12 protein-coding genes and 1 tRNA gene are annotated in these 12,848 nt (G+C 38.3%); 8 read left to right on the top strand and 5 right to left on the bottom strand.

What is annotated here, in order from left to right; translation table 11 throughout:
• On the top strand, window positions 1–127 hold a 127-nt coding region (locus tag EAL49_RS07315), incomplete at its 5' end, for a DUF874 family protein (protein ID WP_120828798.1).
• 238 nt (window positions 128–365) lie between these two features.
• Here EAL49_RS07315 and EAL49_RS07310 read toward each other — a convergent pair.
• Window positions 366–1,109: a carbonic anhydrase gene (locus EAL49_RS07310; RefSeq protein WP_120829637.1), complete on the bottom strand. Its 744-nt coding sequence runs from the start codon at window positions 1,107–1,109 to the stop codon at window positions 366–368.
• Between the two features lie 271 nt (window positions 1,110–1,380).
• Between EAL49_RS07310 and EAL49_RS07305 the strand changes: the two genes are divergently transcribed.
• From EAL49_RS07305 to EAL49_RS07295, 3 genes are all read left to right on the top strand, one after another.
• The gene (locus EAL49_RS07305; protein ID WP_120829636.1) at window positions 1,381–2,556 is read left to right on the top strand and encodes a sugar transporter; all 1,176 of its coding nucleotides are present in this window, start codon (window positions 1,381–1,383) and stop codon (window positions 2,554–2,556) included.
• Window positions 2,557–2,725: 169 nt separating this feature from the next.
• Window positions 2,726–4,105 carry an HP1184 family multidrug efflux MATE transporter gene (locus EAL49_RS07300; protein WP_120829635.1) on the top strand — a complete coding sequence of 460 codons (1,380 nt, stop codon included), beginning with the start codon at window positions 2,726–2,728 and terminating at the stop codon, window positions 4,103–4,105.
• A gap of 25 nt (window positions 4,106–4,130) precedes the next feature.
• Entirely contained in the window at window positions 4,131–5,282 is a 1,152-nt protein-coding gene (locus EAL49_RS07295) for a cation:proton antiporter (protein ID WP_120829634.1), read from the top strand.
• An 8-nt stretch (window positions 5,283–5,290) separates the two neighbouring features.
• On the opposite strand, the gene EAL49_RS07290 is transcribed toward EAL49_RS07295, so the two are convergent.
• Window positions 5,291–6,052, bottom strand: coding sequence for a tRNA 2-thiocytidine(32) synthetase TtcA (locus EAL49_RS07290; protein WP_000312850.1), 762 nt, complete (start codon window positions 6,050–6,052; stop codon window positions 5,291–5,293).
• Between the two features lie 18 nt (window positions 6,053–6,070).
• Entirely contained in the window at window positions 6,071–7,363 is a 1,293-nt protein-coding gene (locus EAL49_RS07285; protein ID WP_341466556.1) for an MFS transporter, read from the bottom strand.
• Between the two features lie 172 nt (window positions 7,364–7,535).
• On the opposite strand from EAL49_RS07285, the gene EAL49_RS07280 reads away from it, so the two are divergent.
• The 4 genes from EAL49_RS07280 (at window position 7,536) to deoD (ending at window position 10,929) form a co-directional block, all read left to right on the top strand.
• Window positions 7,536–7,613: transfer RNA gene (locus EAL49_RS07280), tRNA-Met, on the top strand.
• A 105-nt stretch (window positions 7,614–7,718) separates the two neighbouring features.
• The gene (locus EAL49_RS07275) at window positions 7,719–8,975 is read left to right on the top strand and encodes a NupC/NupG family nucleoside CNT transporter (protein ID WP_120829632.1); all 1,257 of its coding nucleotides are present in this window, start codon (window positions 7,719–7,721) and stop codon (window positions 8,973–8,975) included.
• Window positions 8,976–8,986: 11 nt separating this feature from the next.
• A complete protein-coding gene (locus tag EAL49_RS07270) occupies window positions 8,987–10,228 on the top strand; it encodes a phosphopentomutase (RefSeq protein ID WP_120829631.1) in 1,242 nt (413 codons plus the stop codon).
• On the top strand, window positions 10,225–10,929 hold the full coding sequence (gene deoD / locus EAL49_RS07265; RefSeq protein ID WP_000187703.1) for a purine-nucleoside phosphorylase: 705 nt from the start codon (window positions 10,225–10,227) through the stop codon (window positions 10,927–10,929). The genes EAL49_RS07270 and deoD overlap by 4 nt, the downstream gene beginning before the upstream one ends.
• 147 nt (window positions 10,930–11,076) lie before the next feature.
• On the opposite strand, the gene EAL49_RS07260 is transcribed toward deoD, so the two are convergent.
• Window positions 11,077–11,589, bottom strand: a complete 513-nt coding sequence (locus EAL49_RS07260; protein WP_101001938.1) for a GIY-YIG nuclease family protein — start codon at window positions 11,587–11,589, stop codon at window positions 11,077–11,079.
• The gene (locus EAL49_RS07255) at window positions 11,549–12,847 is read right to left on the bottom strand and encodes an Eco57I restriction-modification methylase domain-containing protein (RefSeq protein WP_101001939.1); all 1,299 of its coding nucleotides are present in this window, start codon (window positions 12,845–12,847) and stop codon (window positions 11,549–11,551) included. The genes EAL49_RS07260 and EAL49_RS07255 overlap by 41 nt, the downstream gene beginning before the upstream one ends.
• Window position 12,848 lies beyond the last annotated feature (1 nt).

The following is a 12,848-nucleotide window of genomic DNA, read 5'->3' as shown; positions in this document are numbered from 1 at the left end:
TCCAACCTCTCAAAGCCTTTTGTTCGTTCAAAAAATATTTGCTGATGTCAATAAAGAAATAAAAGTAATTGCTAATACCGAGAAAAAAGCAGAAAAAGCGGGTTATGGTTATAGTAAAAGGATGTAGGCATAAGAAAATAAGAACACCATAAAATCGTTTTTAGCTTATTTATAGTATTTTAAAAACTCTATATTATCCAATTAGAACAGAGCCTTTTTTAAACTCCTTATCAGAAATTTTAATCGTTTTTAGCGTTTGAGCGTTTCACAAAATACAAGCGGTTGCAATTTTTAGCAGTGTCTTATTAAAAATGATTTTTATCTCTCTCTTTTCAAAAGAGAGAGTTTTTAATTTTAGCGGATCTTTAGTGGGTCTCAGCTGAACTTTTAATAATCACGGTGTTGTAGTCAGGCTGGACGGGGCGTTGGTTAGGCGAATTTTTCATGCGTTTTTTGATTTCAGCCAATTGTTTGGCAGAGACTTCCAAAGGCTCTTCTATGACAAACCATGCCACCCCCTCTGTGCAAGGAGGAGCGGTGAGAGAGCCGTTAAAATGGTAGTAATTGATGCTTTTAGGCAAGAAAGCGTCTAATGCCACCTCTTTAAAATTTTGTTTCTTTTGAATGCCTTCTAAAATAGGATCAAGGTTGGGGTTTTCTTTCCCTTCTTCAAAACCAATCGCCAACACTAACAAACGCCCTTTAGCGTCTTTATGCACGAAATGCGCGCTCAAAGGCCTATTTTTATTATTGATTAAAAACTCCATAGGGGCGTGGAAATGCACATTATCCAGCACATAGTCATGCCCTCTATAATTGATGTGGTTAGTCGGCTCAAACGAAGCCTTTAAAGTGTGATGAGTGAAAAAGATCGCTTTAGGTTTAGAAGCGGCGTATTTGAATTGCAAATCGGCTTTATCTTGCGTGTGGTAGTAATGCTCAATGTTGATGGGCGATTGGCTTTTACCGCTTTTGCACACTTCAAAATCTTTGTGCAATTTGTCCCAGCGGTGCGGGCCGTTTTCTTTATTTTTATAATCCCATTTGGTATTTTCAGCGCCTATAAGAGAAGTTGCCAGTGCTAAAGCGATCAAAAAAGTTTTTTTCATTTTAATTATCCTTTATTCTAAAATTCTAAAATATTAAAAAGCAATTAATTCTAGCGCTCAATAAACAATGATCGCAGTTACAAAAAATAGATTGGTTAAAAGTTGGAAATGATTTTAAATTCTGTTTTATATAGTAACAACTCCATTAAATTAATGCTCCTATGGAGCGGAAATATTTGTTTTAACCACCCCCCAATTTACAAGCGATTAAAATTTTTGTCCTATACTCCAAGCTTTCAAATTGAATAAAATTTAACCCCTTAAGATTTAAATGATGATAACCAAACAATCGTATCAAAAGTTCGCTTTAATGCGGGTTTTTGTGTTTTCGCTTTCGGCGTTTATTTTTAACACCACGGAGTTTGTCCCTGTCGCGCTCTTATCAGATATTGCGAAAAGTTTTGAAATGGAGAGTGCAACAGTGGGGCTTATGATTACTGCTTATGCGTGGGTGGTGTCTCTTGGCTCATTGCCCTTGATGCTGCTTAGCGCTAAAATTGAAAGGAAACGCTTATTGCTTTTTCTTTTCGCCCTTTTTATTCTCAGTCATATCCTTTCAGCGTTAGCGTGGAATTTTTGGGTGCTTCTCATTTCTCGTATGGGTATCGCTTTTGCCCACTCTATTTTTTGGTCCATCACGGCTTCTTTAGTCATTCGTGTCGCTCCAAGAAATAAAAAACAACAGGCTTTAGGGTTATTAGCGTTAGGGAGTTCGTTAGCGATGATTTTAGGGTTGCCGCTTGGGAGGATCATTGGGCAAATCCTGGATTGGCGCTCTACTTTTGGCGTGATCGGGGGCGTTGCGACTCTTATAATGCTGCTGATGTGGAAATTGCTCCCGCATTTACCGAGTAGAAACGCAGGCACGCTCGCAAGTGTCCCTATATTAATGAAACGCCCGCTTTTAATGGGGATTTATTTGCTTGTGATCATGGTTATCTCTGGGCATTTCACCACTTATAGCTATATTGAGCCTTTTATCCTTCAAATCAGCCAATTTTCTCCTGACATTACGACGCTAATGTTGTTTGTGTTTGGGTTAGCAGGCGTGGTGGGGAGTTTTTTATTCGGCCGTTTGTATGCGAAAAATTCAAGAAAATTTATCGCTTTTGCAATGATTTTAGTCATTTTCCCGCAACTCTTGCTTTTTGTGTTTAAAAACTTAGAGTGGGTGGTTTTCTTACAAATTTTTTTATGGGGGGTTGGGATCACTTCGCTTACGATTTCCTTGCAAATGAGGGTGTTGCAATTAGCGCCTGATGCTACGGATGTTGCGAGCGCGATTTTTTCGGGGAGTTATAATGTGGGGATTGGATCAGGAGCGCTGTTTGGCAGTATTGTGATCCACCAATTAGGGCTAGGGTATATTGGCTTTGTGGGTGGGGCTTTGGGTTTGTTGGCGCTGTTTTGGCTTAGATTCATTACGATAAAGTTTAAAAAAACTTAAAGGGCGTTAAATGGACTACCCAATAAAGAAAAATCCCTTTTGTGTTAAAAACCATTTTTTAAACTTTAATGGTGCTGCTTAAATCCAATTGCGCGAATGGGTAGATTGCCTCTCTTTTTATGTTAAAATAAAAGAATTTGTCATGGATTTTAAGCGGTGTGGGGTTTAAATGCTCAAAAAAAAGATTGATTTGCATAAAGATTCTATTAGAAAGCTCTTTTTTTATTACTTCATCCCTTTAGCTTTTTCTATGATCTCACTTTCTACTTACTCTATGGTAGATGGCATGTTTGTGGGCAAGAAACTGGGTAAAGAAGCTATCGCTGCGGTCAATATCGCATGGCCTATTTTTCCAGGACTCATTGCGTATGAATTGCTTTTTGGTTTTGGGGCAGCGAGCATTGTGGGGTATTTTTTGGGTCAAAATAAAACCCATAGGGCTAGGCTTGTGTTTAGCAGCGTGTTTTATTTTGTCGCTATAAGCGCCTTTATTTTGAGCATGGCGCTACTGCCTTTTAGCGAAACTATCGCGCGTTTTTTTGGGAGCAATGACGCTTTATTGAGCATGTCCAAACGTTATATTGAAATCATTTTAATGGGCTCTGTTTTTATGGTTTTGCACCCTTTAGCGGATGTCTTTGTGGTGAATGACAAACGCCCCGTTTTAGCGATGGTGGCGATGTTGATTGGCTCGTTAGCGAATATCTTTTTCAATTATTGGTTTATTTTTGTGTTGGAAGTGGGGGTTCAAGGCAGCGCGATAGCCACCGTGATAGGGCATGCGATAGGGGTTTTAGTCTTAATGCAGCATTTTTGGCGCAAAAAAGGGCAATTGTATTTCATCAAACGATTTTCTTTGTCTTCGGTCATTTCTTCAGCTAAAAGCGGTGTGCCTCAAAGCACGGCGGAATTTAGCGCTTCTATTATGATTTTATTGTTTAATACCGCTATCATGCACACGGCTGGGGAAAGGTTTGTGAGCATGTATGGGATCGTTATGTATAATGCGATTATCTTTTTTACGACTTTGTTTGCGATTTCTCAAGGCATCCAACCGATTGCGAGCTTTAGCTATGGGGCTAGAAATTTAGAGCGCGTGAAAGAGGTGTTTGTTTTTGGTTTGAAAGCGGCGTTTTGTATAGGGATTTTTTTCTATGGCGTTTATTATTTTTTAGATGAATTTTTAATCAAGCTTTATTTACAGCCAAGCGAACAAGACGCGCTCTTTATGCAAGAGACTAAAAGAGCGATGAATATTTACTACGTTGGCTATGTTTTTTTAGGCATGACTTTGTTATGCGCGGTGTTTTTCCAATCTATTCAACGCACTAAAAGTTCGTTTATCATCACCCTTTCGCACACGCTAGGGTTTATTATTGTCCTATTGCCGATTTTAAGTTATTTCTATGGGATTGATGGGGTTTGGGTAACTTACCCTATCGCGCAATTTTTAGCGTTTTTAGTAGCGTTAGGGGTAACTTATTGTGAAATCAAAAAAGGGGTTTTCACCACTTATAAAGAGCAAAATCTCGTTATTTTGAAAACTTAATCAATAAATAAGGTAAAATTAAGACATGCATGCAGAATTTTTCACTTTCGCGCTCATTATGCTTTTAATCGTGATAGCCCCTTATGTGTCTAGAATCTCTCGTTTGCCTATCACGGTCGTGGAGATTTTATTTGGGTCTGTTGGGGCGTATGTGGGTTTTATTGAGCCTACTAAGGGCTTTGAAATCATGTCCGAAATTGGCTTTTTATTTTTAATGTTTTTGTGCGGTTTGGAAGTGGAAATTTATTTGTTTAAAAAATTAGGGGTTTCTCTTTTAAAACGCATTTTTGCTTATCTGTTGATTTTATACATGCTTTCATTCATCCTCACTTTTAGCCTTAATTTAGAGCCTATTTTTATGGTGATTTTCCCTATTATCAGTTTGGGCATGATCATGACTTTAGTCAAAGATTATCGTAAAGAGATTTTGTGGCTTGATTTGGTTTTGAAAGTGGGCGTTATTGGGGAATTGTTAAGCATTTTTGGTTTGGTGGTCGTGGATGGGGTGTATTCGCATGGTTTGGGCATGGATTTGATTAAAGATTTAGGCATTCTTATTGTTTTTTTAATCTTAATTATCGTGGCGTTTCAAATCTTTAAGACTTTGTTTTGGTGGTTCCCGCATTTAAAGCTTTTTGTGATGCCTAAAAGCAGTCAGTTTAACCAAGATGTGCGTTTTTCGCTCATGCTCTTTTTTTCCTTAGTTGCGATCGTGGTGTGGCTCAAAATAGAAATGGTTTTAGGGGCGTTTCTAGCAGGGTTAGTCGTTTCTACTTTTTTCCCTCACAAATCAGAATTGATCCACAAGCTCAATGATGTGGGGTTTGGGTTTTTTGTGCCTTTGTTTTTCATCCATGTAGGCTCTACTTTAGACTTAAAATTAGTGTTTTTAAACCCGCATTTGATTCTCCAAGGGATATTGATTGTCATAGCGATGTTGAGTTTGCACTTGATCACTTCAACCTTATTGTGGCGTAAATACTTTAAAGAAGCTAAGCATTTATTTTCATTCGCCTTAGGGGCTTCTATGCCTTTAACTTTTTTAGTAACCACCGCAGCAGTGGGTTTAAAAGCGCAAGCGATCTCGCAAAACACCTACTACGCATTGCTCATGGCGGCTATTTTTGAAGGGGTGTTATTCACCATTGCGATCAAAATACTCAACAAAAAAGCTTAAATGAAAGCTTAAGCGTCTAAATATCTAGCGTCGCTAAAGCTGCTCGCTTGGACATTATTGAACGCATTCTCTAAGCTATCAAAGAAACGAGGGTGCAAGTTTTGCATTTCTTTTAAGAAATTTTTAGTGGCTAATCGCGCGATAGGTGGCTTATCAGAGGTGGGCTGTTTGGCCGGGCAATTGCAATCAGGAGCGACGGGGATATTTTGAGAAGTGACAAAATGAATGCTACTAGCTTCTCGAACCTTAATCAAAGGGCGGATCACCAACAAGCCGTTTTCAGCCCTATAAATGGGGGGCATGCTCCTTAAACTCCCGTTATAAGTGAAATTCATAAAAAAGCTCTCCACCGCATCATCTAAATGGTGCGCGATAGCGATTTTATTATAGCCTTCTTCTAAAGCCTTAGAATACAAAGTCCCTCTCCTCAAACGAGAACAAAACGAACAAAACGAGCTTTTTTCACGGCGTTTTTCGTTGATGGTGGCAGCGATTTGGGTGTAAATGATCTCATGCTCAATGCCTTGCTCTTGGCACAAATCACTCAACCATTTCAAATCTTCGCCCAAACCATAATGCACGGTAACCGCTTTAAAATCAAATTTGAAAGGGGCATGTTTTTGCATCCTGGCTAAGATGCAAGCGAGCATGATAGAATCCTTGCCCCCACTCAATCCTAATAAGATTTTATCGCCTTCTTCTATGAGTTTGTAAGTGGCGTTGGTCTTGCCCACAATGTGTAAGACTTTTTTAGAAATTTCATAGGCCATTTTTGATCCTTGATTGTTTTATTTTCTAAAGTTTTGCACTAAGCGAATGATTTCTTCTTCGCTAATGTGATCGGAATTATATTTCACAATAATGATTTCTTCGCTAATATTAACATACCATTCAATGATTTTGTCCTCTAAAGTTTCAAATTTTTCCTCATTATAAGCGTCTAAGGGGAAATAGACATTTTTTTGCTTGGAAGGGTTGTTGAGTAAAAAGAGCGATAGTCCCCAAATAAGCCCTAAAGCTACAACGATTAAGCTTGTGTTAGAAACGCCTAAATGATGATAACTCAACCCCCCACTCACGCCCCCAACAAAGCTCCCCAAATAGCCAAAAGTAGTGAATTGCCCTAAAACCTTGCCTTTTTCATGCGCTCTGGCGAATTTGGACGCTAAAGATTGCATGATAGGCTCTAAGGTGGCAAAGCCAATAAAGAAAAACGCCACCCCAACAATAAAGAGCCATAAATATTTTCCTAAAAAGCTAGAGTCGGCTAAAAACAAGCACAAATAACTCACCACAAACAACAGCGCACCAGAAAGAATCACCCCTTTAGGCTTGTTGTATTTTTCAGCCATAACGCTCGCTATCCCCATGCTTAAAACCCCTAATAAGGCTCCAGGCACATACACAAAAATTAAAAAGCTTTCATCTTTATGAAATTCATTCACTAAAGCTAAAGGGATCAGCACAAAAATAAGCGTCATGAACGCTTTTTCAAAAAAAGAGCTTAGATACAAAAGATACAAGGCTTTAGAGTTGGGTTGGTAAGCTTTGATGTTTTTGATCTGGTAAGAAATTTTAGAGGCGTCTTTGACTTTTAAAAGCATCAATAAACTCAATAAAGTTAAGATCGCCGTGAGCAAGAAGAGCCATTTTGCCCCCCCAAAGAACGCCACAACCCCAGGACCTATGGCCATGCTTATGGTGAAGCTAATGAAAATAAACGCTCCCATGATCGCCATCGCTTTGGTGCGCTCTTCTTCTTTCACTTCATCCGCCACCATCGCGCTAACAACCCCCCCTAAAGCCCCCATGCCTTGAATGAAGCGCCCTATAACGAGCCAAACAATATCATTTGCTATGAAGCACACTAACGAGCCAGCTAAAAACAACAACAAGCACACCATAACCACCACTTTACGGCCTATCTTGTCGCTAAGAATGCCCATGGGGGTTTGAAAAACAATTTGCGTAAGATACGCTCCGCCCACAGCCAACCCCACGAGTAAGGGACTGCTTGAATGGAAACTATCCGCATACAAACTAATGACCGGCAAAACAATAAAAAGCCCTAAAAACCGCAACGATGACACTAACGCTAATGGAAAAATTTTCTTAAACATGCGACTTATTTTACAAGAAAATATCTAATTTTTATCATTAATTTAGGGAAGTAGGATTGATAATAAAAGTTTAATGTAATTTTAATGGATTTTTAAGAAAATTTTTTGTATAATCTTATTCTTTTATTTTTTTGTCAAGGTAGCTCAGCTGGTTTAGAGCGCTGGTCTCATAAGCCGGAGGTCGGGGGTTCAAGTCCCCCTCTTGACACCATGATTTTGATTTAAACTTCATTTAATATTCATTTAATCTTTTTTTTAGCAAACCTAAACTACAATAACTCTGCATCTTTTAATTTCTTACATTAGGGATTTGACGATGATTTTTAGCTCTCTTTTTAGTGTTGTAGGGATGGCGGTGCTTTTTCTTATTGCTTGGGTGTTTTCTAGCAATAAAAGGGCTATTAATTATCGCACGATTATTAGCGCGTTTGTGATTCAAGTGGCTTTAGGGGCGTTGGCTTTATATGTGCCTTTGGGTAGGGAAATGTTGCAAGGCTTAGCCAGCGGCATACAAAGCGTGATTGGCTACGGCTATGAGGGGGTGCGTTTTTTATTTGGCAATCTCGCTCCAAACGCTAAGGGCGATCAAGGGATAGGAGGCTTTATCTTTGCGATCAACGTTTTAGCGATCATTATCTTTTTTGCTAGCTTGATTTCACTTCTATATTATTTAAAAATCATGCCTTTATTTATCAATCTCATCGGTGGGGCGTTGCAAAAATGCTTAGGCACTTCTAAAACAGAAAGCATGAGTGCAGCGGCTAATATTTTTGTAGCGCACACCGAAGCGCCCCTAGTCATTAAACCTTATTTGAAAAGCATGAGCGATTCAGAGATTTTTGCGGTCATGTGCGTGGGCATGGCTAGCGTTGCGGGGCCTGTGTTAGCCGGGTATGCGAGCATGGGCATTCCTTTGCCTTATTTGATCGCTGCTTCGTTTATGTCCGCTCCTGGAGGTTTGTTGTTCGCTAAAATCATTTACCCGCAAAACGAAACCATTTCTAGCCATGCAGATGTTTCGGTAGAAAAGCATGTCAATGCCATAGAAGCTATCGCTAATGGGGCAAGCACAGGGCTAAATTTAGCCTTGCATGTGGGAGCGATGCTTTTAGCCTTTGTGGGAATGCTTGCGCTCATTAACGGGCTTTTAGGGGTTGTGGGGGGGTTTTTGGGCATGGAGCATTTGTCTTTAGGGTTAGTTTTAGGCACGCTTTTAAAACCCTTAGCTTTTATGCTAGGCATTCCGTGGAGTCAGGCTGGGATTGCTGGAGAAATCATAGGCATTAAAATCGCGCTCAATGAATTTGTGGGCTATATGCAATTTTTGCCTTATTTGGGCGATAACCCTCCTTTAATCTTGAGCGAGAAAACTAAAGCGATCATCACTTTTGCGTTGTGCGGGTTTGCTAACTTAAGTTCAGTCGCTATGCTGATTGGGGGGCTTGGCAGTTTAGTGCCTAAAAAGAAAGATCTCATTGTAAGGCTTGCTTTAAAAGCGGTGCTTGTAGGCACGCTTTCTAATTTCATGAGCGCGACTATCGCTGGGTTATTCATAGGGCTAAACGCTCATTAAAAGGACAAAACATGCAAAAAAGAGTGGTAATCTTATTATTGGATTCTTTTGGTATAGGGGCTAGCGAAGACGCTAGAGATTTTGGCGATTTGGGGGCGAACACTTTAGGCAATATCGCTAAGGCTTGTTTTAACAACTTGGCTGATTCTAACGATCGCCATGGGGCTTTGAAACTGCCTTATTTAGAAAGTTTGGGTTTAGGGTTGAGCGCTTTAAAAGCCGCAAATGAATTGCCCTTAGGCTTTGAATCCCAACCTAATTTAATAGGGGCTTACGCTTACGCCAAAGAACTTTCTAGCGCTAAGGATACGATTTCTGGGCATTGGGAGATGATGGGCGCGCCCGTTCTTTTTGAGTGGGGGTATTTTAAAGACAAAAATGATTCGTTTCCTAAAGAGATTTTAGATGAAATTGTGCGTAAAACTAAGATTAAGGGCTATTTAGGGAATTGCCACGCATCAGGGACAGAAATCATTAAAGATTTAGGCGAAAAGCATTTAGAAACTTTATACCCCATTTTTTACACTTCAGCGGATTCGGTGTTTCAAATCGCTGCGCATGAAGAAAAGTTTGGGCTTGATCATTTATACGCTCTTTGTGAAGAAGCGTTTCAAATTCTAGAGCCTTTAAAGATCGCTAGAGTGATCGCACGCCCCTTTATTGGCACCAATAGAGAGAATTTCAAACGCACCGCCAATCGCAAAGACTATGCGATAAAGCCCCATAAAAAATTGCTTTTTGAAACATTCATTGAAGAAAAGCGAGGCGAAGTCATCAGCATTGGAAAAATCGCTGATATTTACGCTCATGTGGGGATCACTCAAAAGTTCAAAGCCGGTAGTTTGATGGAGCTATGCGATGTTACTTTAGAGCAGGTCAAAAACGCCCCAAATAACAGCTTGATTTTTACGAATTTTGTGCATTTTGATAGCGATTATGGGCATCGGCGCGATATTAGCGGGTATGCTAACGCTTTAGAGTATTTTGATACGCGTTTAAAAGAGGTTTTAGACAATTTAAAAGAAAACGATTTGCTCATTCTTTGCGCCGATCATGGGTGCGATCCCAGCTTTAAAGGCACCGATCACACACGAGAATACATTCCTGTTTTGTTCTATCACAAGGATTTACAACCAGCCTTTTTAGGCAAGAGCGAGTCGTTTGCGGATATTGGGCAGAGTATCGCTCACTTTTTGGGATTAAGCCCCTTAGATTATGGCAAAAACTTATTAAACTTTAAAGGACAACCATGACCCCTCACATCAACGCCAAAATCGGCGATTTTTATCCTCAATGCCTTTTATGCGGCGATCCTTTAAGGGTGAGCTACATTGCGAAAAAATTTTTACAAGACGCCAAAGAGATCACGAATGTGCGTAACATGCTAGGCTTTAGCGGGAAGTATAAGGGTAAGGGGATTTCTTTAATGGGGCATGGCATGGGCATTGCGTCATGCACGATTTATGTAACCGAACTCATTAAAACCTATCAGGTTAAAGAGCTTTTAAGGATTGGCACTTGCGGGGCGATTAGCCCAAAAGTTGGCTTGAAAGACATTATCATGGCCACTGGAGCTTCAACGGATTCTAAAACCAATCGGGTGCGTTTTTTAAACCACGATTTGAGCGCAACGCCTGATTTTGAATTGAGCTTAAGAGCGTATCAAACAGCAAAGCGTTTGGGCATTGATTTGAAAGTGGGCAATGTTTTTTCAAGCGATTTTTTCTATTCTTTTGAAACGCATGCCTTTGATTTAATGGCCCAATACAACCACTTGGCTATTGAAATGGAAGCGGCAGGGTTATACGCCACGGCGATGGAATTGAGTGCTAAGGCTTTATGCTTATGCTCGGTTTCGGATCACTTAATCACTAAAGAAGCCTTAAGCCCTAAAGAAAGGGTGGAAAGCTTTGATAACATGATAATTCTGGCTTTAGAGATGATGACGCAATGACGATTGAAAATAAGTTTAAAGAGCAAAAACTCATTCGCTCTACTGAGTAAAATCATCAAATTTAGCTCTTTATATTATAGCTTTAGTGTGGAGATTATTTTTGACCATACTTTAAAAAACATATGTAATGTATAAAAAATATTCTTTTTAAGTCTGTGTGCATCCGATAGGTTTTTTATTATGATTTTTAATAAAATTTTCTAAAATCACATTCTCAGCCCTTTTAGAAGTTGAAAAACTATCTTGGTAAGTTTTACCAAATAGGGTATAGGTAGGTTGTTCTGGAAAAAATGCATACACTTGTACGATTTTATTAATCTTTAAGAGCGATTGCAATACAAAATAATTTGTTGTGTTGCAAGTGCCATTTTTACGATATTCTATTTTGCCACAATTATAAGATTGTATTCGCTTCGTGATGGGTGTAATGCTATGACCGATTTTAAAAATTTTACCTTGAATAACAAACACATATACAAGTCCTTCGTTTTTCATATTCTTTTCATCAATGGCGTTGATTTCTAATTTTTCCAAACTATTATTGGGGACTAATTCGCATAACAAATTAAAATACTCTTTGTATTCAAAGTCCTTGTAATCAATTTCATCTTTTAAATCATTAACACTCTTTAAAATTATATCGCTCTTTCTTTTTGCCATAATACGCCCCATTAAATTTTTGGATAAATTCTAATTCTTGCTTGTTTAGAACAATACTTTCCAATAAAGGTAAATGCTGTAACACTCTAATGTTATTAAAATTTCCATAACGAGTGAGATTATTAAGAAATAAATAAATTTCATTATCTAATTCGGTTTTAATTTTTAAGGCCTCTTCGTAGTTTTTGCAACGCACAAACGCAATGCTTTGTGTCATACCGCAATTATCAATAAATGTGCTGTATTGATTAGTTAAAGATAAAAAGACTTTATAGCCTTCTTGATATTTGTGAGAGATTTTACTATATACGACTTGACTAGGGGTATGGATAAGCTTATAAGGATAGTCCTTATTTTGAATGGGCGATAAAAATTCCTTTTTGGTTGTTCTGTGTAGAAAGCTTGTTGTTTCTATTTTGTAGGTGGGTAAATGAGTGTTATTGATTGTCTTATCTAAAATGCTACAAACCAATTCATTTAAATATAATGGAATAAAATTCAAACGAGTTTTAAGAGATACTCTTTGTTTGTCTTTTAAGGTGTAATGATTTTCAACAATAAAACTTTTTTGATTAGGGATTTTTTGTAATAAAAACCAAGTGAAAGATGATCCGACTTTTTTAAAGTATTTTTTAGCTCCACCAATATTAAGATGGATAAATTGATATTGTGAGAGTAAGTTGGGTAAAACATTCCTATCTGAAAAACTCATCCAATGATTAGGCACAATAAATAAAATATAACCCCCATTTTTTGTAAGCTCTAAGGCTTTTTTAATAAAGTCTCTTGCCAGATTATGATTTTTAGAAGTGCGACCTAGTGCATTAAATTTAGCAAAAGGCGGATTAGCCACGATTAAGTCATAAAGAGTAGCCCTATCAAATTTTAAAAAATCCTTACAGCTTAAATGGATATTGTTCCCAAAATATTTTTTAACATGCTCAATGCGTTTAGGGTTAATCTCATTAAAATACAGATTGCTTAAAGAAGTCTTAGTCTCTAAATAAGCAAAAAAATTCCCATTCCCACAACAGCAATCTAAAATTTTTAAATGTTCTTGTTTAAAAAAATCGCTTGGGATAGCGTCTATCATTTCTTTCACACAATCTAATGGGGTGCAAATATCATTAGAATTAACAAAATGACTTGTGTCAAAATTGAGTGTGTCAAAATACGCTTTAATTTGCGAAAAACTATGTAATTTGATGCGTTCGTGATTTAAAAAAGGGCGTTTTTCTATCAAAGGGAGAGCTAACACT

The sequence above is a fragment of the Helicobacter pylori genome (assembly GCF_003637665.1).
GTDB classification, from domain to species: domain Bacteria; phylum Campylobacterota; class Campylobacteria; order Campylobacterales; family Helicobacteraceae; genus Helicobacter; species Helicobacter pylori_CK.
The sequence above is the reverse complement of the archived record's forward strand: the minus strand, read 5'-3'. Positions and strand labels throughout refer to the sequence as shown.

Bases quoted from the DNA above. Each gene is read 5' to 3' on its own strand.
- EAL49_RS07270 (WP_120829631.1), top strand. From the start codon at position 8,987: ATGCAAAAAAGAGTGGTAATCTTATTATTGGATTCTTTTGGTATAGGG.
- EAL49_RS07295 (WP_120829634.1), top strand. From the start codon at position 4,131: ATGCATGCAGAATTTTTCACTTTCGCGCTCATTATGCTTTTAATCGTG.
- deoD (WP_000187703.1), top strand. From the start codon at position 10,225: ATGACCCCTCACATCAACGCCAAAATCGGCGATTTTTATCCTCAATGC.
- EAL49_RS07275 (WP_120829632.1), top strand. From the start codon at position 7,719: ATGATTTTTAGCTCTCTTTTTAGTGTTGTAGGGATGGCGGTGCTTTTT.
- EAL49_RS07260 (WP_101001938.1), bottom strand. From the start codon at position 11,589: ATGGCAAAAAGAAAGAGCGATATAATTTTAAAGAGTGTTAATGATTTA.
- EAL49_RS07310 (WP_120829637.1), bottom strand. From the start codon at position 1,109: ATGAAAAAAACTTTTTTGATCGCTTTAGCACTGGCAACTTCTCTTATA.
- EAL49_RS07305 (WP_120829636.1), top strand. From the start codon at position 1,381: ATGATGATAACCAAACAATCGTATCAAAAGTTCGCTTTAATGCGGGTT.
- EAL49_RS07300 (WP_120829635.1), top strand. From the start codon at position 2,726: ATGCTCAAAAAAAAGATTGATTTGCATAAAGATTCTATTAGAAAGCTC.
- EAL49_RS07290 (WP_000312850.1), bottom strand. From the start codon at position 6,052: ATGGCCTATGAAATTTCTAAAAAAGTCTTACACATTGTGGGCAAGACC.